Origin of the sequence: Halorubrum sp. CGM4_25_10-8A, assembly GCF_005435025.1 — an archaeon.
Lineage (GTDB): Archaea > Halobacteriota > Halobacteria > Halobacteriales > Haloferacaceae > Halorubrum > Halorubrum ezzemoulense.
Map to the genome: position 1 here is coordinate 75,443 of NZ_SGTX01000012.1, position 24,193 is coordinate 99,635.

A 24,193-nucleotide genomic window follows, 5' to 3' on the forward strand; every position below is an offset into this window, starting at 1 on the left:
ACAGCTGGCCGATTGTACCAATTCGGCTGAAATCTCTGCGCAACCGACCCCACCGTCTCACACCGATACTTAAGAGACGAATTTCAGTAGGTCGTCGCGGTTGTGGTCGTGGAAGCGCGTTCGGAGACACTCCTCCAGCGCCTCGATGTCGCCGCGCTTCGCGCAGATCGGAGCCACGCGGTCGGACCACTGCTGCCACGGCGGGTAGAGGTCGAGCCGGTCGCAGATCGCGTCGAGCCGCTCGTCGAGGTCGTCGATCTTGTCGGTCTTGTTGACGGCGATGATCGGCTCGACTCCCACGTCTTCGAGGAACCCGAACATCTCCACGTCGTGCGGAATATTCCCCCGCTCGGCGTGACGGTCGATGATGTCGACCGCGGCCTTCCCGTCCATCACGACGACGCCAGCGAGAATGGAGTCCGCGTTGTCCTCTAGGTAGCGGACGATGTCGGTCTTGATCTGCTCGCGGTGCTCCTCCTCGACGCCGGACATGAAGCCGAAGCCGGGTAGGTCCGTGAACATGAAGCTCTCGCTGGCCCAGTCGAAGTGGTTCGGCTGGCGGGTGACGCCCGGTTTGCCGCCGGTCGAGAAGTCGTGGCCCGTCAGTTCGCGCATCAGCGTGGACTTGCCGACGTTCGAGCGCCCCACGAGGACGACCTCGGCGTCGCGGTCCGGCCGGTCTTCGAACATACGCGTACGTGGTCGGTAGAGCGGTTTAAAAGGCGCGTCGCGGCGGCGCGGTCTCAGGCGGTCGCGGCGTCGCCGACGCTCTCCCTCCCGGCGTCGATCCCGTCGGTCCGGTCCGCGAACGCCGCGCCGAACATCCGGAACACGGCGACCTGTCCGTAGAACTGGACGAACGGGACGAGCACCGACCCGACGACGGTCACGAGGAGCACGACGGAGACGACGAACACCCCGATCGCGACGAGAATCGGTGCCAGTACTGCGAGGAGGTAGTCGGCGCTGAAAAGCGTGGGTTTGAGCAGGTCGACGTCGAACGCCGCGCCCGCCCTGCCGCGGACCGCGTACGCCGTGAGGGCCGCCGGGACCGCGTAGTAGACGAACAGCAGCACCGGGAGAAACGCCAGCGCGAGCAGCGCGCCGGTCACCCCGATGAGCGCACCCAGATCGCCGCCGACGCCCGACCCGATCCCGGCGACGACGGTGACGAGGACCACGTAGAGGACGACCGGGACGACCGAGTACGCGAGCGCGATCAGCGTCCCGACGACGCCCTTCGCCAGCAGGTCGCCCCAGTCGTCGAACTCCGGCGGCTCGTCGTCCCCCGCGACGGTGCGCTCCAGCACCCGCACGAGATATCCGAACACGAGGAACGTCGGGATCACCAACACCGAGAGCAGCCCCAATACGCCGCCGACGACCATCCGCCCGACCCAGTCGCCGCGCACGGGATAGGAGAGTCCGTCTTCGATCATACGCCGTGATGACGGCGATCGGGTATATAACTCCCCGCCGTTCGCCGCGTCGCCGACTACTTGTCCGCGAGGGCCGACCGACTCCCATGGACAAAGAGGCTGTCCGCGAGGCGGTGTGGGACGCGTTCGACGAGGGCGATCAGGCGCGGTTCCCGTTCCCGCCGCACGACCGGATCCCGAACTTCGCCGGCGCGGACGCCGCGGCGACGCGGCTCGCGGAGACCGAGGCGTGGGAGTCGGCCGCGACGCTGAAGGCCAACCCCGACGCGCCGCAGCTGCCGGTCCGTCGGGCCGCGCTCCGCGCCGGGAAGACCGTCTACGTCGCGCAGCCGCGGCTCCGCGACCCGAACCCGTTCCTCCGCCTCGATCCGGCCGAGATCTCGCCCGACGAGATCGACGACGCGACGACCGTCTCCGGCATCTCCGAGTACGGGACGCCGACAGCGCCCGATGGCGTCGCGCGCGTCGACCTGATCGTCGTCGGCTCCGTTGGCGTCACGACGGGCGGCGCCCGGGTCGGCAAGGGCGAGGGGTACAGCGACCTGGAGTGGGCGGTGCTCCGCGAACTCGACGTCGTGGATGACGACACGACGGTCGCGACGACGGTTCACGAGCTCTCCGTCCTCGACGGACCCGAGTCGGCGGTCGGAGCCGATGTCGACCTCCAGGAGCCCGACGCTCACGACGTGCCGCTCGACCTCGTCGTCACACCGGAGCGAGCGCTCCGAACGGAGACGCCGTACGCGCGACCCGACGGCGTCGACTGGGACGCGCTCGACGCGGAGAAGCTGTCCGAGATACCGGTTCTCGCGGAACGGGCGCCGGAAGAAGGATAACGACGGCTGCGACCCTCGCCGCGGGAATCAGTCGGCGTGCTGCGGCGTCGGTGCTGATCGCGCCGACCGGTGGTCGGCGACGTGGCCGCACTTCGGACAGACGAGCGTCCGCTCGTCGCCGTCGCTGACGACGAGCCACCCGTCCGACAGGGGGCTTTCGAAGCGACACTCCGAACAGAAGAGGACCGACTTCCCGCGGGAGGGCGGGGAACCGCTGGCGTCTGCGTTCATGTTCTACTGTACGGGTCCGAGGTATAAGGGCCTTGTTCGACCTGATCGTTCAGTATGATCGACTTTGCCACGCCGATTTGTGACCCGTTTCCGAATATTCTAGGCCGTATGTTTACTAAATGAGGAAAATATTGATCGGCATTGTTCACAATTGTTCCGCGGAGACCGGCGCGGGATCGGCGGGTCGCGTCCGGGGGTTTGGCGGGGGCTGTGCTCGCGCGAGGGCGCTCCCCTGCCCGCTCTGGGTCGACGCGCCGACCGCGCTTACCGCGCCAGCGGCATGTTGTAGCTCGTCTCCTCGTCCATCACGTACTCCCAGGTGGCCTCGCACTCGCAGGACACCTGCTCGAACACGCTCGGGTCCTGCCGCCTGTCGAAGTCCTTGATCGCGGTCTGGACGCGGTCGTCGCACTCGCCGCAGTTGTGCGCGCCGCGGTCGGAGCCGTGCCCCACGGGATCGGAGACGACGATGGCGTCGACGTCGGCGGTCTCCTCCAGTACGTGCGCGACCGACCAGAGCCACGGCGGCCGGTAGCCCCCCTCGAAGAACAGCTCGTCGACCATCGTGTACCGCTGGACGTTCGTCGGGTTCATCGAGACCGTGTGACAGCCGTCGACGGCCGCGCAGCGCCGGATCGAATTGATCATGTCGGCGGCGGCCTCGGGCTCCGCGAGGAAGGGCGGCTTCATCAGGAGGTACGCTTTGATCCCCACGTCGGCGGCGAACTCGCCGTCGGCCGCGGCCGCCTCGGCGCAGGCGTCCTCGAAGTCGGCGAAGTCGAAGTACTTGTTCACGCAGTCGTGACGGACGCGGTCGGTCGCCGTCTCCAGCCCGACCGCCACGTCGGTGGCGATCTCGTGGTCCGCGAAGTCGGCGATCTTCTCGCGGTCGACGAAGTCCGGCAGCGATTCGACGACGATCCGGTCGCGGTCCGCGAACGTCTCGGCGATCGCCCGCCGCGTCTCCGCGGGGACCTCGCGCTCGTCGAGGAAGGAGCCGGAGGTGTAGATCTTGATCAGCTCGGCCGGCTCGTCGGCCTCCTCGGCCTCGTGATCGAGGCACGCGTCGATCTGGGTCATGAGGTCCTCGTGCGCGACGCTGCCGCCCTCGACCGACTCCGCGACGTACCCGCACATCGTACAGCCCCCGGCGCGCGCCCACCGACAGCCGCCGGTGTTCAGGATGATCGTGAGGGAGTTCACGACGCCGTCGGGCGTGTTGTCCTCGTCGATCCAGACGCGGGTGGGCTCCGTCGGGTCGTACGTCTCCGAGCGCTCGGCGCGGATGTCGCGCATCACGGCGTTGTGCGCGTCCATCCCGCGCCCCTGCTCGTACGCGTCGGGGCTCGGCTGGCTCATTGTCGGTGGAAGCGGGCGAGCGCGTAAAGCGGTGTCGTCATCGCGGGAACGGCCGGCGCGTCGCTGCGGGTGTGATCGCGTCTGGCCCGCGGGGACACTCTTCCGCGCGCCCACCGCGGTCGAGTCCCTCGCCGACCCGTCTCAGAAGGGTTGTTTGTGAAAGATTCTCAAACATCGCGAATTGATAAATATATACTATTTCATAGAAAGATTTTATACATATCACTAAGTGAAATAATTCGATGTCACGGGACCGTGACTACGGACGGCGTGACGTGTTGCGAGCGGGTGGAATCGTACTCGGCGGGTCGCTCGTCTCGGGGTCGGCGACGGCCGCCGACGGCGACGGCGCGACGACGCTCACAGTCCTGTCGTACAACGACATTCAGACGGCTGCGGCGGAGGACAAGAAGTTCCCGCGGCTGGTGACGCTCATCGAACAGCGCCGGGCGGCGGCCGACGGGCCCGTCGTCGTGGTCGGCGGCGGCGACGAGGTGGGGCCGCACGCGCTGAGCCCCGTCTCGCAGTGGCGCGCGCCGGTGGACGTGCTCAACGAGGTCGAGCCGGACGCCGACGTGATCGGGAACCACGAGTTCGACTACGGGCTCGACCCTATCTCGGACGTGACGGCCGACTCCGAGTTCCCGTGGCTCGCGACGAACCTCGTCGACAGCGAGACCGGCGAAGCGTTCGACGGAACGGAGTCCGTCCGAATCGTCGAGCGAGGCGGTGTCAAGGTCGGTCTGATCGGACTCGTCGACGAGGGCGCGACGTTCGGAAAGACGAACATCAAATTCAACGAAGAAGGATTGACCCTCGAAGAGTACACCGAAACCGGCCCCGCCGAAGCGAAGCGGCTCAAGGAGGACGAGGGCGTCGACGCCGTCGTCGCCCTCGCGCACACGGGCATCGGCGACGCGGAGGCGCTCGCCGAGGCCGACGCGGACGACGACATCGACGCGATCGTCGTCGGCGACGACGAGCAGTTCTATCCGCCCGAGGAGGTCGACGGATCGATCGTCTCCGAGGCTCGGGCCCGCGCCCGTTACCTCAGCGAAATCGAACTGACGATCGACGGCGGCGAGGTCACCGCGTTCGACGGGGAGCTGATCGAGGTCACCGACGACATCGAGAAGGACCCGACCGCGTCCGACATCATCAACGAGTACCGCGGAGAGGTGAGCCTGGACTCGGTGATCGTGGAGACGGAGACGCCGCTCGACGCCACGTTCGGCTCGAACTACCACCGCGAGACGAACTACGGAAACGTGGTCACCGACGCGATGCGCGAGCGCGTCGACGCCGACGTCGCGATCACGAACGCCGGCGGCATCCGCTCCGACTCGGTGTACGGGCCCGGCGAGATCACCGGCGGAGACATCTTCAACACGCTTCCGTTCCCGAACACCGTCGTCTCGCTTGAGCTCACTGGCGAGGAGCTCGTCGAGACTTTGGAGAGCCAGGTCGTCACGCTGGAGAGCGACACCGGGCAGAACTTCGGCGAAGAGATCTCTCAGCAGACCAGCGGCCTGCGCTTCGAGTGGGTCCCCCACAACGACGCCGACGAACCGATCCGCGACGTGTACGTCGACGGCGAGCCGCTCGACCCCGAGGAGACGTACGAAGTGGCCGTCAACAGCTTCATCGCAAACGGCGGGAGCAGCTACCCGCTCGACGACAAGCCCGTCGAGGACACCGGCGAACTCCAGGCGACGACGGTCGTGAACTACTTAGAGGAGAAAGATACCATCGCTCCGACCGTCGAGGGGCGGATGCAGCGCGTCGACCGCGACCTGCCCGACGCCGCCGTCACCGTCGACGGGAACGGCAAGGTGGTCTCTCAGTTCGACGCGCCCGACGACGTCCAGTCGGTCGCCGAGGACACCGTCGCCGTGTGGACGCCGGAAGGTGACCACGTCGACGCGGAGAAGGTCGTCTTCGACGAGGAGGACGAGACTCTCGTCGTCCGGGTCGACGACAGCAACTTGGCGGACACGATAGAGGACGCGGACGACGGCGACGAGGTCGCGCTCGACATCTACGCCGAGTACGAGTCTAGCGAGTACGACCACATCTACTTCGAACGCTCTCGGCTGAACGCGGACGTGTCGGCGACCGTGCGCCGCCGCGGTCGGGGCCTCGGCAGCGCCGGTCCGCCGGGACGCTGAACGCAGGCGGGTTTAGCGCTCGTCGTCGCGGTCGCCCGCCGTCTCCGGTCCGCGCCCCCAGGCGACCGCGATCGCCGCTCCGATGACCGCGCCGACCGCGTTGACCGCGGCGTCCCCCCACGCGAAGGAGCGCCACGGGATCGGCGCCTGGACGAGTTCGATGCCGAACCCGAACGCGACCGCGGCGGCGGCCGCGAGGAAGGGGTCGACCCGCCGTCTCCCCGTCGTCGGAACGAGGAGGCCGGCGAGGACCGCGTACCCGACTACGTGGAACGGATCGGTGAGTCCGATTTCGGCGGGGAGAGCGTCGAGGACGCCGCCGAGCGCGCTCTCGCCCCCGCCGGACGATCCGGGCACCGGGACCACCGACGCGACGAACACGGCGAGCGCGAACCCGAACGCCCTCGCTCGCTCACGCCTGATCGACCCTAAGCGGCGCCTGATCTCCCCCGGACGCCGAGCGGTCGCCTCTCCCCGTCCGCCTCGGTCGGTCACGGTCGTGCTTCGAGTCGCCGGCAATTATGGACTGCGTCTTCGCGATATTCGGCGCCCGACCCGTAAGACCGACCGAAACCGGTCGTTTACACTACGCCGCTACCGGACGCTGTGAATCTCTCACACCGCGCCGCAGTCTCCGGATATTCGCGCGGTGAACGCTCGGGCTACTGATAAACGTCGCACCTCCGAGGCGTTCACTTTTGTAACGCTTTACGGTTTCGTACGGAGGTCAACAACTAACACGCTGTGGTCCTTCTATAATGATAGAGCATTACATGACTGAAATGGGCGGCTACCGCGACCGTGTGGCACAGGTCGACCTCAGCGGCGAGGAGGTCAACTACCACGGGATCGATGACGAGGACGCGGAGAAGTACATCGGCGCGCGCGGACTCGGCGTTAAATACGTCTTCGATAAGGGGCCCGACGTGGACCCGCTGGGACCGGAGAACCGACTGGCGTTCATGACCGGACCGCTCACGGGTACCCAGACCGTGATGAGCGGCCGGATCGCCTTGGTGACGAAGTCCCCGCTGACGGGGACCGTCACCGACTCGCACCACGGCGGCTGGTCCGGCGCCCGGCTCAAGTGGGCCGGACTCGACGGCGTCCTCCTCGACGGAGAGAGCGACGAGCCGGTCTACCTGTTCGTTGAGGACGGCGACGTGGAGGTGCGCGACGCCTCCCACCTCTGGGGACAGGGCGTCCACGACACGATCGACCAGATCGGCGAGGAGGTCGACGGGAAGGTCGGCCGCGACGTCTCCGTGATGGCGATCGGGCAGGGCGGCGAGAATCAGGTCCGCTACGGCTGCGTCATCAACGAGGACGACCGCGCCTCGGGCCGCGGCGGCACCGGCGCCGTGATGGGCGCGAAGAACGTGAAGGCGGTCGTCGTGAAGTCGGGCACCAACATGCCGAAGCCCGCCGACCCCGAGACGTTCCAAGAGGGGTACCAGCAGGCGATGGAGGTCATCCGCGAGTCCGACGTGACCGCGCCCAACGAGGGCGGCCTCTCGATGTACGGGACGAACGTCCTGATGAACGCGACCGAGGAGATGGACGGCCTCCCGACGAAGAACGCGAAGTACACCTCGACCGAGGCGTACCACGACGCGGAGGGCGCGGACATCGAGGCGGAGCAGGTCTCCGGCGAGAACGTCCGCGAGAACATCCTCGTCGACGAACCGACGTGCCACTCCTGTCCCGTGGCGTGTAAGAAGGAAGTCGACGTCAACGTCACCCACAAGGGCCAGGAGATGAATGTCCGCACGGAGTCGTACGAGTACGAGTCCGCGTGGGCGCTCGGCCCGAACTCGGGCCACTCCGACCGCGACGAGATCGCCCGCATGTTGGAGCAGTGTAACGACCTCGGTCTCGACACCATCGAGGCCGGCAACATGATGGCGATGGCGATGGAGATGAGCGAGGAGGGCAAACTCGACGGCGTCGGCCACCTCGACTGGGGCGACTCGGAGACGATGATCGACCTCATCGAGGAGATCGGTCACCGCTCGTCCGACCTCGGCGACCTCCTCGCGGAGGGTCCCGAGCGCGTCGCCGACGCGAAGGACGCGCACGACAACAAGCTCTCCGTGAAGGGCCAGACGATGGCCGCCTACGACCCGCGCTGTATGAAGGGGATGGCGATCGCGTACGCCACCTCGAACCGCGGCGCGTGCCACCTGCGCGGCTACACGCCGGCCGCCGAGATCCTCGGGATCCCGGAGAAGGTCGATCCGTACGAGTGGGAGGGGAAAGGCGAGCTCACCGCCACCTTCCAGGACCTCCACGCGGTGTCGGACTCGTTCGATATCTGTAAGTTCAGCGCGTTCGCTGAGGGGATCGAGGAGTACGTGCTCCAGTACAACGGTGTGACCGGCCAAGACCTCTCGGAGGACGAGCTGTTCGAGGCCGGCGAGCGCATCTACAACCTCGAGCGCTACTACAACAACCTCGCCGGCTTCGAAGGCGCGGACGACACGCTGCCGAACCGGTTCATCGAGGGCCACCCGGACGCCATCCCCGGCACGGGCGCCAGCGAGGGCGAACTCGTCGAACTCGACCAGCTGAAGGCCGAGTACTACGAGAGCCGCGGCTGGGTCGACGGCGTCGTCCCGGACGAGAAGCTCGCCGACCTCGGCATCGACGTCGGCCCCGGCACCGGCGTCTCCGCCGGCGACTCCGCGGCCCCCGCCGACGACTGAGCGGGAACGCGTCCCGAGCGAGGGCGAGAGCGCTCGCGCGTCGACGCCTCTCGCCGCTTCGTGTTTATTTTTAAGTGAGCTCCGCCGGAAGCTCCGCGTATGGCACACGACCCGCTCTCGCCCTCCGAGGCCCTCCGCACGCGCGTCGGCATCACGCTCGCCGCCGTGAGCCTGTTCGTGTTCGTCTACTCGCTGCTGATCCTCGGACAGATACTGCTCGGCGTCTGGACCGTCCTCGTCCTCACCGTGGGACCGTACCTCTCGTACCGGCTGTTCGCCGCGCTCGACTCGCTCGCCGACGCTGCCCAGCGGATCGCCGCCGCCCGCGAGCGCGAGGTCGACCGCGACGCCCGGTCCGGCCGCCCCGTCGACCGTGAGAGCCCGGACGGGAGCGAGCGCCGGTCGGAGCGCGCGACCGAGCGCGATCGCTGACGGCGGCCTCGCTCGTCTCTATTACTGCCCGCTCACGCGAACACGACGAACCGGAAGACCCACAGCGTTCCCATCCCGGTCGCGATGGTCGCGAACACGTTTTCGGTCCGCCACGCGACCGCGCCGGCGACGGCGCCCGCGATCAGCCGCTCGTCGAGGAAGGTCGCGGTGACGGACGGCCCGAGCGTCACCAAATCGGGGAGGACGAGCGCCGCGAGGACGGCCGGCGGGACGTACCGGAGCGGCCGCTGGAGGCGCGTCGGGACGCCGTCGATCCGCCCGAACAGGTGGATGAAGGAGAGCCGGATCCCGTAGGTGATGACGCCGATGACCGCGATTGCGACCCAAGCGCGCGGGGAGGCGGCGAGGGCGCCGAGACCACTGCTCACGACACCCTCACCTCCGTCACGAGGCCGGCCGCGACCCCGCACAGCGCGCCGACGAGCAGGCCGAGGTTGAGCGGGAGCCCGGCCGCGACGACCGCGACCGCGCCGCCCGCGACGCCCGCGACGGTGGTCGGTCGGTCCTTCATCGCGGGGACGAGGAGCGCGAGGAAGACGAGCGGCACCGCGAAGGTGAGCCCCCACGCGTCGGGGACGCCCGCGCCGAGGACGACGCCGACGACCGTCCCGATCTGCCAGACGATCCACAGCGACGCGGCCGCGCCGAGGTAGTAGCGCCACCGGCTCCGGTCCGGGTTCTCATCGAACTCAGCGACCGAGAGGGCGTACGCCTGGTCGGTGAGGAGGTAGGCGAGCCCCGCGCGGAGCCGGCGACCGTAGTCGGCGAAGTGCGGCGCGATGGAGGCGGAGTACATCAGCATCCGGAGGTTGATCACGGCCGCCGTCCCGACGACGACGGCGAGGGGCGCGTTTTCGCCGAGCAGTTCGAGCGCCGCGAGCTGGGAGGCGCCGGCGAACACGATCACGGACATCCCGACCGCCTCGGCGAGACCGAGCCCGGCGTCGACCGCCGCGATCCCTGCGACGAGGGCGAACGGCGCGACGCCGAGCATGAGCGGCGAGACGTCGCGCACGCCGGCTAATAGGTCCTCGTCGAAGACGCCCCCGCCCACGGCTACTCCTCCCGCGGGTACGGCGGCTCGTCGTACTTCGCCGCGAGGTGGTCGGCGTGGTCCAGCTTCGCGTTCGCCTTCCGGAAGGCGCCGAGCAGCGAGTGGATCTCACGCTCGGTCGGGTGCGCGCGCCCGAGCAGCCGGCGCATCAGCAGCGCGTTCTTCTCGCGGACGTGGTCGCGCTGCCCCGTCGCCGCGAGGAACTCGTCGAAGAACTCGTGGAAGCGCTCGAGGTCGGCCTCCGGAGCACGGGTCACCTCCGTGTCGGGCAGCTGCGTCTCCTCGACCGTGAGATCGCGAAGCTCGTACAAGAGGACCGTCGCGGCCTGCCCGAGGTTCAAGACGGGGTAGTCGTCGTCGGCCGGGATCGAGCACACCTCGTCGAGCCGCGAGAGCTCCTCGTTGTTGAGCCCCCGTCCCTCGCGGCCGAAGACGATCGCGGTGGGCGCGTCGACCGTCTTCAGCGACTCGCGCAGCTCGACCGGGGTCTTGAACGGGAACCGCTCGTGGCTACGGTCGTCCTCGCCGGTGATCGCGGTCGTGCCGACCGTGTGGTAGTTCGCGACGACCTCGTCGAATGTGACCTCGTCGGCGTTCGGAAGCACGTCCTCGCGGGCGTGTCCGGCGAAGCCGTACGCTTCGCCGTCCTCCGCGATCTCCGGCGGGTTCACGAGCTTGAGGTCCGTGAGCCCGAAGTTCTTCATCGCCCTCGCGATGGTGCCGACGTTGCCCGGCGTCTCGGGCTCGACGACGACGACCACGGGCTTCCGTCGACCGCTCGCGGGCGTTTCGACTGCGTCGACGTCCGACTCCTCGTCGCTCATCGGTCCGACGGGTAGTCGGTCGAGAGGTCGAGGTCGGACTCGGCGAGCTCCTCTTCCGTCAGCTCCTCGTCCGAGCGCTCCTTGCCGGCGAGTTCGACGATGTCGATCCGCTCGCCCTGGAAGTCCTCTTCGAGCCGCTCCTGGACCTCCTGCTGATCGGGCAGGTCCGGGAGGCCGTCGGGGTCCTCGTCGACGTGCTCGACCGAGCCGTACCCCTCCGGCGCCTCGTTGCCGGCGGCGACCCACTCGTGGAACCGGTCGGCGAACTCGACGGACCCCTTGTACTCGCTGCCGCCCGCCTCGCGGAACCAGTAGAGCAGGTCGGGTTCGTGCTCGGCGCAGAGCAGCACCTCGCCCTCCGGTTCGCCGTACACGATCTCCGCCTGCCTACAGCGGTTGATCTCCTCGTCGCCGTGCTCGAGGTAACAGACGTCGCAGGGCTCTTCGACGAGGGTGACGAGCCGCACGAGTCGCTCTCGCGGATCTTCGGGGATCTCGTCGAGGGGCTTCAGCTCCTCGTCGTCGGTGAATATCTCGTCCTCCTCGAAGCGCCACCCGCGGAGGCCGATGCTCACTTTCGCCATGTCTCACGCTACGCTCCGGCGGCGATAAAAGCGCGTCCTTCCCGGCACGAGGGGTCGCTACGCCGCGGCGAGGTCGAAGCGGCGGCCGCGAGCGAGAGCCAGACCGCGACGGTGAGTGGACGGAGAGTTCATACGGGTCGTGGGCGCACCGAGTGACATGTCCCTCCCCGGACCCGTGACGGCGCGACGCCGACGCCGCCGTTTATCACTCCGGCCCCCCTCGGCGCAGACATGAGACGGCGGCGACTCCTCGGGCTGGCCGCGGCCGCGACGACGGGCGCCGCGGCGGGCTGTCTCGGGGGCGACGACGCGACGAGCGACGGCGGCGATTCGACCGACGGCGACGCGGGTGGCGGGCCGGACGGCGCGAACGGCGGAGCCGACGACGCAGACTGGCCGACCGGAACGTACGCCGACTACGAGACGACGACCGTGACCGTCGAAGGTCCGGACGGGGGAGCTCGGGGGTCGGTGACGGCGGCAATCGCGGACACCCGTGACAAACGAATCCTCGGCCTCAGCGGCGCCGAATCGCTGCCCAACGGGGGCGGGATGTTATTCGTACACGACTCGCCCGGCCCCCTGACGTACGTGATGCGCGAAATGGACTTCGGCATCGACATCGTCTACGTCGACGGCGACCGAGAGATCACCTCGATCCACAACGCGCCCGAACCGGGACCGAACGAGGACGGTGAAGATCAACGGTATTCCGGCTCCGGGCAGTACGTGCTGGAGGTCCCCTACGAGTGGACCGACCGCCACGAGGTCGCGGTCGGCGACTCGGTGCGGTTTAATCTATAAATGGGGTTCGGAGGCGTGTGCGATCAGTTATAACCAGCCGATCGTGGCCCTGCGACGAACACCTCCAAACCCCCAGTCGCGAGGGGGCGCACGCTCGTTGTGCTCCTCGGTCGCTCACTCCGTTCGCTCCCTGCGGTGCTTGCGTCGCCTGCGCCCCCTCGCGACTGCCCCTTCGAGTCCCACCCGACCGCGACCGCACCTCACGCCTCCCCAGCCTCGTCGCTCACGCCTTTCGGGCGTTCGCGACTCCTTCGCGCGTGCCCCTCGCGGCCTCCGCTTCGCTCCGGCCGCTCGGTCGCACGCACCACCGCCCGCCGACCATTTATAAGCGATTGCGAGGGCAGTTCTCCGGCGAGCGCCTCGGGTACTCGCCCCGTTTATGTCGCTCGCGCCCGTGGTGATCGTATGCGAAACGTGGACGCCGCGGGGCTCGGGATCGGCGACGACCATCCGCCCCGGATCATGGGCGTGCTCAACGTCTCAGAGGAGTCGCCGTACGACCCCAGCGTGTACGACGACCCCGGCGAGGCCGCCGCGTACGTCGACGAGGAACTGATCGGCGAGGGCGCCGACATCGTGGACGTGGGGCTTGAGTCGGCGAACAAGGACCTCGACGTGCTCTCGGCCGAACAGGAACTCGACCGCCTCGACACCGCGGTCGAGACCCTCGAATCGACCTCCGGCGACGCCGTCTGGTCGATCGAGACGCGCTATCACGAGGTCGCGGACGAGGCGCTCTCGCGCGGGTTCGACATGGTCAACGACATCTGCGGGTTCGCCGACCCCGAGATGCCCCGCGTCTGTCGCGAACACGACGTGGCGGTGTCGAAGATGGCCTCGCCGCCGGACCTCGAACGCCCGGGCGCGGTCGAGGACGTCGACGACATCTACGAGGCGCTCTCGATGAACGGCCTCACCGACAAGACGATCCTCGACCCCGCGTTCGGCGGCTGGTCCGAGGCCAAGACCCACGAGGACGACCGGGAGACGTTCCACCGGCTCCGGGAGTTCCGGGGGTACGGCCGCCCGCTGCTCGTCTCGATCAACCGCAAGAGCTTCCTCAAGACCATCGCGGGCCGCAGCACCGAGGAGGCGCTGCCGGTCTCGCTCGCCGCCACGTCGATGGCGGTCGAGCGCGGCGCGCACGTGATCCGCACCCACGACGTGGCCGAGACGCGCGACGCGGCGCTCGTCGGCGCCGAGTTCGCCCGCGACCGACACGACTCTCGCGGCGACTCCGACGCGGTCGGAGTCGAGGAGCTCGACGTGACGACGGTCCGCGAGGCCGAGCGTCACCTCGACCGGATCGGCGCGCCGGAGGCCGCTCAGGGCGACCGCGGCGCCGCCGACACCGCCGTCGTTCGTACCTACAAACTCACCGGGCTCGACGACCCCGCCGTCGGTGCCCTCCGCGCCGCGACCGTCGGCGACGACGCGACCGGCGCGACGTTCGCGCTGGGCGATCCGAACCGGGCGGCCGCGGCGACCCCGTCCGCGACCGACGGCGGCACCGGCGGGGCGTCGTCAGGCGGCGACGACCCCGCTGACGGCCGCCGCGGGCTCCTGATCGCGACGCCCGCGGCGCTCGACTCGGTTAGAGAGGCGGTATCCGGCGCTTCACGGGCGCTTGACGCCGCGATCGACGGTATCGACCGACACGTGAATTAAGAGAAAGTTTATGCCCTCGTGTAGACAACCGATCGACCGGACGCCGGAGGGGCACGCGGGTAGGGGTACTCTGTGCCACTCCGGCCCATACCATATCTCGCCCGCTGAGCGGCGGCGCCGATCGACGGGCGCCCAGTCGCGCGTCCCGAGGGGGGCCCGCACGTGAACTTCGCGACCTTCGAGCCCGTCTACGAGGCGATCCTCGCCGACTTCGGGTTCGACCGGGCCGACGACGAGCGCGTCCGCGATACTGCCGCCGACCTCGCGACTCCGTTCTCGCTCGGCCGCCTCGGTGACTGGGCGGACGAGACGGTCGCCGTCGCGGGCGCGGCCCCCTGTCTCGCCGACGAGGTCGAACTCGCCCGCGACGCCGATGTCGTCGTCGCGGCCTCGACCGCGGCGGACGCGCTCGCTGACCGCGGCGTCGCGGTCGACTGTATGGTGACAGACCTCGACAAGAACCCGGAGACGGCCGCGGAACTGACGCGCGATGGCGTCCCAGTCGCCGCGCACGCCCACGGCGACAACCTCCCGGCGGTCCGCGAGTGGCTCCCGCGCTTCGCCGACGAGTGGACGCTGGCGACGACGCAGGCGGCGCCCGTCGGGCCGCTCCGCAACCCCGGCGGGTTCACCGACGGCGACCGCGCGGCGTTCCTCGCCGACCACCTCGGGGCCGGCGAACTGGTCTTTCCGGGGTGGGAGTTCGACGACCCCGCGGTCGACCCGATGAAAGCGCTGAAGCTCGACTGGGCGGCCAGACTGCTGCGCTGGCTCGAACGCCGCCGCGACGAGCGGTTCGCGGTGCTCGACGGGCGGCGTGCGGACGCCGAGGCGGCGCTCCGAGAGATACTCGGCGAGGCGTTCGCCCGAGACGCGGCCGACCAGTAGCCCGCGTCAGTCCGACCGCTCCACGCGCGGCTCGGGGAACAGATCGCTCTCGTCGCGCTCGCCGATCCACTCGGCCAGCTGGACGAGCTGGTCGGCGGCCGCCTCGAACAGGCGCTCGGCCTTCTCCGGCGTCACGTCGGTCGGGTCGCCGAACGCGCCGTTCGCTGAGTTGTCGACCGCGTCGTAGAAGGTTCGCGCGCCGTGGACGGTTGTCTCGGCGCTTTCGAGGTCGACGAGCCCGCCGTCGCGCGCGTCCTCGAGCCGGTCCTCGCGGACGAGGTCGGGCGCGAGGTGGGTGACCATCGCCGTCTCCTTGGGGCCCGCGTGGGGGCCGTTGCGCTCGAAGAGGTCGTCGACCAGCTCCGGGATCGACTCGTCCCACATCCACTCGACAGCGTAGGCGACCTCGTCCTCGTGGAGCCGGCGGCCGACCTCTCGGAGGTGCTGGACGTTGCCGCCGTGGGCGTTCACGAACACCACGCGGTCGATCCCGTGGTACGCGAGGTTCCGGGCGAACGACTCGACGTAGTCGCGGAACTCCGGCGGGTCGACCCACATCGTCCCCGGGAACTGGCGGTGGTGGGGACTAACGCCGACGTTGATCGTCGGCGTCCGGAACGCGTCGGATCGGTCCGCGGCCGCCGTCGCCAGCCCCTCGGCGATCAGGTGGTCGGTCCCGAGCGGAAGGTGCGGGCCGTGCTGTTCGGTCGAGCCGAGCGGGACGAGCGCGACGGAGCCGGGAGCCAGCGCGTCGCCGAGCTCCGGCCAGGTGCGGTCCGCGAGGTACATATCACCGCCTCGCGCGCGACACGTATCAACCCCGCTCTCTCGGTCCGGTTCGCCGCGATCGGGACCGGCGAGCGTCCGCGACGCGCCGTTGCTTCGACCCGTGTCGACACCCTTTTTGTGTCGTCCGGCCGAACCGGTGACCATGTTCGGAGGCGGCGGCATGAACCCGCGGAAGATGAAACAGATGATGAAACAGATGGGGATCGACGTCGAGGAGCTCGACGCCGAGCGGGTCGTCATCGAGACGGCCGACGGCGACGACCTCGTCTTCGACGGCGCGCAGGTCACCAAGATGGACGCCCAAGGGCAGGAGACGTACCAGATCGTCGGGTCGCCCGACGCGGTGGCCGACGCGGGCGGCGCGGCCGCAGTCGAGGGCGGTGCGGACGCGAGCGCGATCGAAGCCGAGGACGCGGCCGACGAAGACGATGGCATTCCGGAGGAGGACGTCCGGCTGGTCGCCGAGCAGGCTGGCGTCTCGAAGGACGACGCCCGCGAGGCGCTGGAGGCGGCCAACGGCGAGCCCGCGCGGGCGATCTCGGACCTCCAGTGACGGACGCCGCATACCTGCTCGTCCACGCGGACCGCGAGTACCTACTGGAGCCGGGCGAGGAGTTCGGCACCGACCTCGGCGTGATCGAGGTCCCCGAGGACGTCTCGGCCGGCGACAAGGTCGAGACGCACCTCGGCACCGTCTTCGAGGTCCGCGCGCTCCGCGGCCCGGACCTGTTCAACCACCTCGAACGCACCGGCGCGCCGATGATGCCCCGCGACGTGGGCCTCGTGATGGGGCATACAGGCGCGTCCGGCGGCGACCGCATCCTCGACGCCGGCACCGGGACCGGGATCCTCGCCGCGTACCTGGGGCGCGCCGGCGCCGACGTGACCACCTACGAGATCGACCCCGAGTTCGCCGACGTCGCTCGCGAGAACATGGCGACGGCGGGCGTCTCCGACCGCGTCGACGTCCGGACCGGCGACCTCACCGACGAGCTGGACGCGCTCGCCGACGGCGAGCCGTTCGACGCCCTGACGCTCGACACCGGCGACGCTCCCGCGGTCGTCGAGCGCGCGGACGACCTGCTCGCGCCCGGCGGCCGCCTCGCCGTCTACTCGCCGTTCGTCGAGGGGACCCGCGAGGCGGCGCTCGCGGCCCGTGAGGCCGGCTTCACCGAGGTCGAGACGTTAGAGACGATCCAGCGCGAGATGGACTTCTCCGACCGCGGCTCGCGCCCCTCCACCGCGGGCGTGGGCCACACGGGCTACCTCGTGTTCGCCCGGGCCCCCTGACCCAGCCGCCGACACCTCTCTCCTCCCGACCCCGGTCGGCGCAACGCTCTTTCGGATCGCGACGGTCGAAACGGTGTGGGCGCGGACGACGCTGAACCCGAGACCGACGCAGCCGCCGGAAGCGACGGGTCCGCCTCGGCAGGTGCTCCTGCCGCTGCCGACCCCGACTGCGTCGGCGACGCGACGGAGGTCGCCGACGCCCTTCCGCGTCCCGACGACCCCCTGACCGAGTCGGTCGAGGCCGCGTTGGCGGGGCGTTCCGGGGTCGTCGCGGTCGGCGTCCCGCTCCGACTCCTCCCGGCGGTGCTCGCGGCCCGCAAGCGATCGCCGGGACCGCTGTGGCGGGTCGCGTGTCGCCCCGGCGTCGTCGACGCGCTCGCTCGCGCGCCGGTCCTCGGCACCGCGGTCGCCGAGGCGGTCGAACGCGACGAAATACGAGTCCGGACCGGCGACCCGCTCGGGCACGGGACGGGCGGGACGCTCTTCGCGACCCCGGAGCGCGCCGACGCCGTGGTCGGTCCCCGCGGGGACCGCTCCCTCGCGACGACGGCGGCCGGTGCCCGTCCGGAGGCGGTCGGCGCCGCCCGCGCGACCGCTGCGGCGCGGTTCGACGCCGCGACGGTCGAGCCGGTCGAGATGCCTTCTCGGCGGCGACTGCTCGCGGTGGCGCGGGAGATCCTCGACGACCGCTTCGCCGACGACCTCGCGACCGTGCTGGAGTCGCTTCCGCCGGGCGAGTTCGGCCGCGCGACGGAGCCGTCGGACCGGTCGCTCCTCGTCGCGCTCGCGGCCCGACACGACCACCTCTTCCGCGACCTCCGGGCGTGGGCCGGCGCCGACGGCATCGGGATCGCCCCGGCACAGGAGTTCACCGGCGACCGGCAGGCCCTCGTCGAGCGGGAGCTGATCGAGTCGATCAAGGTGCCGGCGGGACCGGGGCGGCCGATGCTCCGCCTCCGCGCGGTCGACGACGCCCTGTTGCGCGCCCGCGCCGAGGAAGTGCCGAGCGTCCTCGAAGGGCGGTTCGATCTGCCGACCGACGCGGACGGGCGGACCCGACACGACGCCGGCCGCGGCGAACGCCGGCCGGTCTGGGAGCGGAAGCGTCGGTGAGTGCGGGCCCGCGACTCGCCGTCGGAGGCGGCCCGTCGATCCGACGTGACAAGAACTAACTCGCGGCGGCGCCCTCAGAACGGTATGACGACGTTCTCCGACAGGGTCGAACGGATCTCGATAAGCGGGATCCGCGAGGTGTTCGAGGCGGCCGGCGACGACGCGATCAACCTCGGGCTCGGACAGCCCGACTTCCCGACGCCGCCCCACGCCCGCCAAGCCGCCGTCGACGCGATCGAGTCCGGAAAGGCGGACGCGTACACCGAGAACAAGGGGACCCCCGCGCTACGGGAGGCGATCGCCGAGAAGCACCGCGCCGATCAGGGGATCGACCTCGACCCCGACAACGTCATCGCGACCGCGGGCGGCAGCGAGGCGCTCCACGTCGCCTTGGAGGCGCACGTCGACGCCGGCGACGAGGTGCTGATCCCGGACCCCGGGTTCGTCTCCTACGACGCGCTGACGAAGCTGGCCGGCGGCGAACCCGTCCCCGTGCCGCTCCGCGACGACCTCACGATCGACCCGGCCGCGGTCGAGGCGGCGATCACCGAGGACACCGCGGCGTTCGTCGTCAACTCTCCAGGGAATCCGACCGGGGCGGTCTCCTCCGAGGAAGACGTCCGGGAGTTCGCGCGCATCGCCGACGAGCACGACGTGCTCTGTCTCTCCGACGAGGTGTACGAGTACACCGTCTTCGACGGCGAACATCACTCGCCGATCGAGTTCGCCGAGACGGACAACGTCGTCGTCGTCAACTCGGCCTCGAAGCTGTTCTCGATGACCGGCTGGCGGCTCGGCTGGGTGTACGGCGCCGAGGAGCGCGTCGAGCGCATGCTGCGCGTCCACCAGTACGCGCAGGCGTGCGCCTCGGCGCCGGCGCAGTACGCCGCCGAGGCCGCGCTGCGGGGCGACCGCGGCGTGGTCGACGAGATGACGGCGTCCTTCGAGCGCCGCCGCGACATCGTCTTGGAGGGGTTCGCGGAGATCGGCCTCGACTGTCCCACCCCGAAGGGGGCCTTCTACGCGATGCCGCGGGTGCCCGAGGGATTCGTCGACGAGTGTCTCGACCGCGGCGTGGTCGTCGTCCCCGGCGAGGCGTTCGGGGAGAACGGCGCCGGTCACGCGCGGGTCTCGTACGCGACCGACGAGAGCGACCTGCGCGAGGCGCTCGACGTGATGGCGGAAGCGTACGAGGCGGCCCGCTGAGGCGACGGCGAAGCGCCTCGGCCGATCAGTTCCCCCCGTCGTTCACGATCCGGAGGTACCGCTCGTAGTACTCGTCGCCGTGCCGGATCATCGCTTCTTCGGTCTCGCGGACGCCGGCATCCTTGCGAACGTTCCCGTCGAGGTAGTGGCGCGCGTCGATCGCGCGGAGCAGTTCGGCGTACGCGTCGGAGTACGGGTGCGTCTCGCCGTACTCCTCTGCCTCGGCCCGGTCGACGATCCGTCCGGCCTCCGCGGAGAGTTCGTCCCGCTCGACCCTCGGACCGACGAGCGCCGCCCGGAGGATCGACTCCATTCGCTCGGGGCTCTCGGCGACCGCCTCGGCGGTCGGTCGGTGGACGGCCTCGTGAAACCGCTCCCGTTCGATTTCGACCCGGTAGGTGGTGTCTCGGTAGGTCACGTAGTCGGGACCGTCGTCGTCGAGCAGCGCGCTCTCCGCGCGCGAAGCTTCGGCCCGATACGTGTAGCCGCCGCGCTCGACCAGTCCGACGGGATAGCCGCCCACGCCACCGCGGGCCCGCGCAGCAAAGTGCGCGATGTGGACGGCCCGCTGGTCGGCCTCCGGGAGATCCCCGTCTTCGCCGCCGTCGACCGGCGACTCGCCGTCGCCGGCTGACGCTCCGTCGCTCTCGGCCTCGAAGAGCCGGAGAACCGGGTAGGTCTCGGCGACCTCGTCGACGATCACCGACCCGAGCCGGTAGTAGGTCCCCTCGAAGCGGGCGTACGCGGGGTCGTCCGGCTCCGCGAAGAACGGCTTCCGGTGTCGGATCGTGTACGGCTCGCCCGCCAGCGCGGCGTCGAGCGCCGCCCCGTCCCACCGCTCGGGCGGGGCGTCGGGGTCGCGAACGTACCGGTCGCGCAGCGAGCCCTCGACCCGCGAGAGCGAGAGCCGCAGTTCCGGCCCGTCGTCTGACTCGTCGTCGCTATCGGTCCCGAGACAGCCGGCGGCGGCGCCGATGCCGCCCGCGAGCGCACCGGCGAGCAGTCGACGGCGGGAGGGCGCGAGTTCGTCCATACGGGGCAGTCGCACTCGCCGCGGCAAAGTCCTTGCCGAAACTCAAGCGCCCGCTTGTGTCACCCGGCGCGACGCGGACCGGGCCGGGGCCGCCGAAGCCGCCTATAAATAACTACAGGTTATTCACTACCGGTGGAGAGTTTCCGCAAGTTATAGTGCCGACGGCGCAGTATCGGTGCGTAATGGACCGGAACATACAGGTCAGCCGCCTCGACCGGCAGGCGGTCGAGGACCAGGAGGTCGAAATCGTCGAGCGAAAGGGGATCGGTCACCCAGACTCGATCTGCGACGGCGTCGCGGAGTCGGTCTCGCGGGCGCTCTCGCAGCTCTACTTGGACCGCGTCGGCAAGGTGCTCCACTACAACACCGACGAGACGCAGCTGGTCGCCGGCCGCGCGGCCCCCGCGTTCGGCGGCGGCGAGGTCGTCGAGCCCGTCTACATCCTCATCGTCGGCCGCGCCACGAAGGAGTACGACGGCGAGCAGCTCCCGGTCGACTCGACCGCGCTCGCGGCCGCCCGCGACTACCTCGCCGAGGCGATCCCTGAGCTCGAGTACGGCACCGACGTGGTCGTCGACGTGAAGCTCGGCGAGGGCTCCGGTGACCTCCAGGACGTGTTCGGCGAGGAGACGCAGGAGGTTCCGATGGCCAACGACACCTCCTTCGGCGTCGGCCACGCGCCGCTCACCGAGACGGAGACGATCGTCCGCGAGGCCGAGCGCGCGCTCAACACGACCTACCACGACGACCACCCCGAGCTCGGCCCCGACGTGAAGATCATGGGTAAACGCGAGGGCGACCGGATCGACATCACCGTCGCCGCCGCGATGGTCGACGCCTACGTCGACGGGCTCGACGAGTACGACGACGCGGTCGCGTCCGTCCGCGAGTACGTCGACGACCTCGCCCGCGAGTACACCGACCGCGAGGTCAACGTCGACGTGAACACGGCCGACGACTACGACGAGGGCTCCGTCTACCTGACTGTCACCGGCACTTCCGCCGAGCAGGGCGACGACGGCTCCGTCGGGCGCGGCAACCGCGCCAACGGCCTCATCACCCCGAACCGCCCGATGTCGATGGAGGCGACCTCCGGGAAGAACCCCGTCAACCACATCGGGAAGATCTACAACCTGCTCTCCACCCGCGTCGCCGAGTCCGTCACCGAGGAGGTCGACGGGATCCGCGACCTCCAGGTCAGGCTCCTCTCGCAGATCGGCCGGCCGATCGACGAGCCGCACGTCGCGGACGCGCAGATCGTCACCGAGGACGGCGTCACGCTGAGCGACATCGAGGCCGACGTCGTCGACATCGTCGACCGCGAGCTGGCCGACGTGACGGACGTGACCCGCAGCGTCATCGAGGGCGACGTCTCGACGTTCTGAGCCGGGCGCCGCCGGTCGCGATCTCTCTCCTCCACCGCCCGCCGGTCGCGATCTCTCTCCTCCACCGCCCGCCGGTCGCGACCCCCTGCCGCGCCCTCCACGGCTCGCCGACCGCAACGGATTTGCGCCGGCCGGTCCGACGTGGGACCATGACGCGGGTGTGTCTCCTCGGCGACCCCGACGTGGAGCTCTCCTACGAGCTGCTCTCCCGCGAGACGGCTCGCGACGCGCTCGCGACCTACCGAATCGAGGAGCCGTTCGAGAACAGCGTCGCCGTCGACACCGTGAGCCTCGGCGCCGCCGTCTCGCTCCTCAACGACCTCGACTGGTACCTCGTCCGCTTCGTCGAGGAGGCGCTCGTGTTAGAGCCCTCCGTCGCGTCCGACGAGTGGCTCTCCCGCGACCTCGCCCGCGAGGTCCGCGACGGCGACGTGCCGCCCGAGGAGACCGACCAGCGATTGAAGGTGTTCGGTCTCGTCGACGGTCTCCCGGTCGAACCCCTCTACGTCCGGCGGCGACAGGGCGAGACGCCCGAGTACGACCTCCGCGATGTCGACGAGACGCTCGTCGTCCGCGTGAGCGAGTCAGAGTTCTCGGGGTAAGCTCCCGAGTCCGACGCCGTCACTCGTCCACTTCGGCGAGGATCCGCGTCCGGACCGGGCCCACGTCGACCGGCGCCCACGCCTCCACGTCGTAGGTCACGTCCGCGAGCGTTTCCAGTCGCTCGGCGTCCCCCTCGTCTATCGCCGTCACCGCCTCGCGGCGGAGCCGGTCGAGGACCGCGTCCGCGAGCGCCTCGCGGTCGACGCCCCGGTCGGGCACGTCGAGGATGTGCGGGAGGTCCTCGGCGCCCTCCGGGAGCGTCGGGAACGCGGCGGGACCGACCGCGAGCGCGGTCGATTCGGCGGTGTGGCCCGTCACGTCGTCCCCGGAGAGCGCCCCGTCCGGCGCCGGCACGAGCGCGTACTCGTCGACCGCGAGGCCGATCGCGGCGTCGATGGCGGCCTCGTCGGCCTCGGTCCGCTGTTTGAACGCCAGCTCTGAGAGCGCCCGCGAGAGCTCGGCGCGGGTGAGCCACTCGAACAGGTCGACGACGCCGGCGAGGTCGTCGCGTGCGGCCACGCTCGGCCCGCTCCCGTGCGCCATCGTCAGTCCTCCCCCGGCGCGGGCCCCGTCTGTCCGGCGTCGGTCGCGGGGCTGCCGCCGGCGCCGGTTCCGCCGTCCGTGCCCCCGCCCCGAGCCCCGTCGAGGTCGGCGGTCGCGGCCTCGAAGACCTCGTCGGGGTCGACGGGAGCGTTCCGCCAGGCCGGGAGTCGAGTGTCCGGCCCGGGCTCCCCCAGCGCCTCGGCGTACGTCGCCACCTGTGACCGCTCGTCGGCGGCGTCGTACGAGAGCCCGTTGAACGCCGCGTCGGTCGCGTACCCGTCGACCAGCGTCTCCGCGGCCTCGCGGTAGCGCTCGGCGAGGCCGTCGTAGTCGACGTCGACGCCGGCGTCTTCGACCGCGCGCAGGGTCGCCTCGCCGACCGCCCGGCTCATGTCCGCGAGGCCGGTCGGCCCCTCGACGGAGCGGTGGTCGTGCTCGTAGCTCCCCAGGTCGACCTGCGCGCTGTCGGCGAACCCGGCGTGGTCGAACGCCTCGCCGAGCGTGCCGACCTCCAGCCCCCAGCCGCGCTGGACGCGGAGCTCGGAGACGAGCTCGCTCGTCGCCGCGAACTCGCCGGCGAGCGCGTAGCGGAACGCCGAGAGGTACGCCAGCACGTCCGGCTCCCGCCCCGGCGCGGCGTCGCCGAGCGCGCGGACGAGCGGCCGGAAGAACAGCCTGAACAGCCGCCCGTACAGCGAGCCGTCCTCGACGCGGGCGTAGTACCCCTTCGAGAACGCGTACCCTTCCCCGAGCGGGAACAGCAGCCGGTTCACGAACGCCGGCGAGTAGGTCTTCGTGTCGGCGTCGTGGACGACGACGAACTCCTCGTCGAGCGCGCGACCGAGGGCGAGCCACACGTCCCGACCCTTGCCGCGGTCGCCGTCGAGCCCGCGCGCTTCGAGCAGCGAGGCGAGCTCGGGGCCGTCGCACCACAGCGTCTCGACGTCGAGGTCGAACCCGTCGAGCCAGTCCGCGAACGGGCCGGCGCGGTCGGGCGACGCCCGGAGCGGAACGATCACGCGGGCGGGGTCGACCGTCTCTAGCGTCGAGAGCACGCGCTCGGCCGCGAGCGTCCCGTACTCGCGCTCGGTCATCGGCACGACGACCGCCGCGCGGTCCGTGGGGGCGTCGGGCCGGTGGTCGGTCAACGCGTGGAGGGTCGTCACGCGCTCCTGAACGTACTCCATTTACCGATCACACGGGAGCGACGACCAAAAC

The 24,193-nt window shown here is 70.1% G+C and carries 26 protein-coding genes; 13 read left to right on the plus strand and 13 right to left on the minus strand.

All coding sequences use genetic code 11. From position 1 onward, the window contains the following. Positions 1-69: 69 nt before the first annotated feature. Complete coding sequence (engB, locus tag EXE52_RS12960) at positions 70-690, minus strand: GTP-binding protein EngB (protein WP_089307565.1); 621 nt, start codon at positions 688-690, stop codon at positions 70-72. A gap of 53 nt (positions 691-743) precedes the next feature. Beyond that, positions 744-1,439 (minus strand): DUF4013 domain-containing protein, encoded by a 696-nt coding sequence (locus EXE52_RS12965; protein ID WP_086215583.1) that lies wholly within the window; start codon positions 1,437-1,439, stop codon positions 744-746. 86 nt (positions 1,440-1,525) lie between these two features. Between EXE52_RS12965 and EXE52_RS12970 the strand changes: the two genes are divergently transcribed. Beyond that, complete coding sequence (locus tag EXE52_RS12970; RefSeq protein ID WP_089307566.1) at positions 1,526-2,275, plus strand: 5-formyltetrahydrofolate cyclo-ligase; 750 nt, start codon at positions 1,526-1,528, stop codon at positions 2,273-2,275. Between the two features lie 27 nt (positions 2,276-2,302). Here EXE52_RS12970 and EXE52_RS12975 read toward each other — a convergent pair whose 3' ends face one another. Together EXE52_RS12975 and EXE52_RS12980 are read right to left on the minus strand one after the other, a co-directional pair. Then, entirely contained in the window at positions 2,303-2,506 is a 204-nt protein-coding gene (locus EXE52_RS12975; RefSeq protein WP_089307567.1) for a hypothetical protein, read from the minus strand. A 264-nt stretch (positions 2,507-2,770) separates the two neighbouring features. Then, positions 2,771-3,865, minus strand: a complete 1,095-nt coding sequence (locus tag EXE52_RS12980) for an archaeosine biosynthesis radical SAM protein RaSEA (RefSeq protein ID WP_089307568.1) — start codon at positions 3,863-3,865, stop codon at positions 2,771-2,773. Positions 3,866-4,140: 275 nt separating this feature from the next. Here EXE52_RS12980 and EXE52_RS12985 point away from each other — a divergent pair, with 275 nt between their 5' ends. Then, positions 4,141-6,033, plus strand: coding sequence for a bifunctional UDP-sugar hydrolase/5'-nucleotidase (locus EXE52_RS12985; RefSeq protein WP_089308078.1), 1,893 nt, complete (start codon positions 4,141-4,143; stop codon positions 6,031-6,033). A gap of 12 nt (positions 6,034-6,045) precedes the next feature. Here the strand turns inward: EXE52_RS12985 and EXE52_RS12990 are convergent, their stop codons facing one another. Then, positions 6,046-6,528 carry a VanZ family protein gene (locus tag EXE52_RS12990; RefSeq protein WP_394334920.1) on the minus strand — a complete coding sequence of 161 codons (483 nt, stop codon included), beginning with the start codon at positions 6,526-6,528 and terminating at the stop codon, positions 6,046-6,048. A gap of 278 nt (positions 6,529-6,806) precedes the next feature. Here EXE52_RS12990 and EXE52_RS12995 point away from each other — a divergent pair, with 278 nt between their 5' ends. Continuing rightward, a complete protein-coding gene (locus EXE52_RS12995; protein WP_089307569.1) occupies positions 6,807-8,738 on the plus strand; it encodes an aldehyde ferredoxin oxidoreductase family protein in 1,932 nt (643 codons plus the stop codon). Between the two features lie 99 nt (positions 8,739-8,837). Then, entirely contained in the window at positions 8,838-9,170 is a 333-nt protein-coding gene (locus EXE52_RS13000) for a hypothetical protein (RefSeq protein ID WP_086215587.1), read from the plus strand. 32 nt (positions 9,171-9,202) lie between these two features. Here EXE52_RS13000 and EXE52_RS13005 read toward each other — a convergent pair whose 3' ends face one another. From EXE52_RS13005 to EXE52_RS13020, 4 genes are read right to left on the minus strand one after another with little or no spacing between them, the layout of a single operon-like run. Next, a complete protein-coding gene (locus EXE52_RS13005) occupies positions 9,203-9,559 on the minus strand; it encodes an AzlD domain-containing protein (protein ID WP_049929386.1) in 357 nt (118 codons plus the stop codon). Continuing rightward, positions 9,556-10,245: an AzlC family ABC transporter permease gene (locus tag EXE52_RS13010; RefSeq protein WP_049929387.1), complete on the minus strand. Its 690-nt coding sequence runs from the start codon at positions 10,243-10,245 to the stop codon at positions 9,556-9,558. Before EXE52_RS13010 ends, EXE52_RS13005 begins: the two co-directional genes overlap by 4 nt. Before the next feature lie 2 nt (positions 10,246-10,247). Continuing rightward, a complete protein-coding gene (locus tag EXE52_RS13015) occupies positions 10,248-11,069 on the minus strand; it encodes an RNA methyltransferase (protein ID WP_086215588.1) in 822 nt (273 codons plus the stop codon). Continuing rightward, positions 11,066-11,653: a hypothetical protein gene (locus EXE52_RS13020; RefSeq protein WP_049929390.1), complete on the minus strand. Its 588-nt coding sequence runs from the start codon at positions 11,651-11,653 to the stop codon at positions 11,066-11,068. The genes EXE52_RS13015 and EXE52_RS13020 overlap by 4 nt, the downstream gene beginning before the upstream one ends. Positions 11,654-11,884: 231 nt before the next feature. On the opposite strand from EXE52_RS13020, the gene EXE52_RS13025 reads away from it, so the two are divergent. From EXE52_RS13025 to EXE52_RS13035, 3 genes are all read left to right on the plus strand, one after another. After that, on the plus strand, positions 11,885-12,457 hold the full coding sequence (locus EXE52_RS13025) for a DUF192 domain-containing protein (RefSeq protein ID WP_049929391.1): 573 nt from the start codon (positions 11,885-11,887) through the stop codon (positions 12,455-12,457). A 405-nt stretch (positions 12,458-12,862) separates the two neighbouring features. Beyond that, the gene (gene folP, locus EXE52_RS13030) at positions 12,863-14,125 is read left to right on the plus strand and encodes a dihydropteroate synthase (protein WP_199239151.1); all 1,263 of its coding nucleotides are present in this window, start codon (positions 12,863-12,865) and stop codon (positions 14,123-14,125) included. A gap of 162 nt (positions 14,126-14,287) precedes the next feature. Then, entirely contained in the window at positions 14,288-15,013 is a 726-nt protein-coding gene (locus EXE52_RS13035; protein WP_089307570.1) for a 6-hydroxymethylpterin diphosphokinase MptE-like protein, read from the plus strand. A gap of 6 nt (positions 15,014-15,019) precedes the next feature. Here the strand turns inward: EXE52_RS13035 and EXE52_RS13040 are convergent, their stop codons facing one another. Next, on the minus strand, positions 15,020-15,802 hold the full coding sequence (locus tag EXE52_RS13040) for a creatininase family protein (protein WP_089308080.1): 783 nt from the start codon (positions 15,800-15,802) through the stop codon (positions 15,020-15,022). Between the two features lie 142 nt (positions 15,803-15,944). Between EXE52_RS13040 and EXE52_RS13045 the strand changes: the two genes are divergently transcribed. From EXE52_RS13045 to EXE52_RS13060, 4 genes are all read left to right on the plus strand, one after another. Continuing rightward, a complete protein-coding gene (locus EXE52_RS13045; RefSeq protein WP_049929393.1) occupies positions 15,945-16,355 on the plus strand; it encodes a nascent polypeptide-associated complex protein in 411 nt (136 codons plus the stop codon). Then, positions 16,352-17,092 (plus strand): tRNA (adenine-N1)-methyltransferase, encoded by a 741-nt coding sequence (locus tag EXE52_RS13050; protein ID WP_089307571.1) that lies wholly within the window; start codon positions 16,352-16,354, stop codon positions 17,090-17,092. The genes EXE52_RS13045 and EXE52_RS13050 overlap by 4 nt, the downstream gene beginning before the upstream one ends. 75 nt (positions 17,093-17,167) lie before the next feature. After that, entirely contained in the window at positions 17,168-18,205 is a 1,038-nt protein-coding gene (locus EXE52_RS13055; RefSeq protein ID WP_089307572.1) for a DUF5821 family protein, read from the plus strand. 84 nt (positions 18,206-18,289) lie between these two features. Beyond that, positions 18,290-19,411 (plus strand): pyridoxal phosphate-dependent aminotransferase, encoded by a 1,122-nt coding sequence (locus tag EXE52_RS13060; RefSeq protein ID WP_089307573.1) that lies wholly within the window; start codon positions 18,290-18,292, stop codon positions 19,409-19,411. 25 nt (positions 19,412-19,436) lie between these two features. Here EXE52_RS13060 and EXE52_RS13065 read toward each other — a convergent pair whose 3' ends face one another. Beyond that, positions 19,437-20,444, minus strand: a complete 1,008-nt coding sequence (locus tag EXE52_RS13065; RefSeq protein ID WP_089307574.1) for a hypothetical protein — start codon at positions 20,442-20,444, stop codon at positions 19,437-19,439. Between the two features lie 182 nt (positions 20,445-20,626). On the opposite strand from EXE52_RS13065, the gene EXE52_RS13070 reads away from it, so the two are divergent. Both EXE52_RS13070 and EXE52_RS13075 read left to right on the plus strand, forming a co-directional pair. Continuing rightward, positions 20,627-21,829 carry a methionine adenosyltransferase gene (locus tag EXE52_RS13070; protein ID WP_049929399.1) on the plus strand — a complete coding sequence of 401 codons (1,203 nt, stop codon included), beginning with the start codon at positions 20,627-20,629 and terminating at the stop codon, positions 21,827-21,829. Positions 21,830-21,978: 149 nt separating this feature from the next. After that, positions 21,979-22,431 carry a DUF5804 family protein gene (locus tag EXE52_RS13075; RefSeq protein WP_049929400.1) on the plus strand — a complete coding sequence of 151 codons (453 nt, stop codon included), beginning with the start codon at positions 21,979-21,981 and terminating at the stop codon, positions 22,429-22,431. Positions 22,432-22,450: 19 nt separating this feature from the next. Here EXE52_RS13075 and EXE52_RS13080 read toward each other — a convergent pair whose 3' ends face one another. Both EXE52_RS13080 and EXE52_RS13085 read right to left on the minus strand, forming a co-directional pair. Then, positions 22,451-22,975 carry a hypothetical protein gene (locus EXE52_RS13080; protein ID WP_089307575.1) on the minus strand — a complete coding sequence of 175 codons (525 nt, stop codon included), beginning with the start codon at positions 22,973-22,975 and terminating at the stop codon, positions 22,451-22,453. A 2-nt stretch (positions 22,976-22,977) separates the two neighbouring features. Then, positions 22,978-24,162: a glycosyl transferase family 2 gene (locus tag EXE52_RS13085; protein WP_089307576.1), complete on the minus strand. Its 1,185-nt coding sequence runs from the start codon at positions 24,160-24,162 to the stop codon at positions 22,978-22,980. Positions 24,163-24,193: the final 31 nt, after the last annotated feature.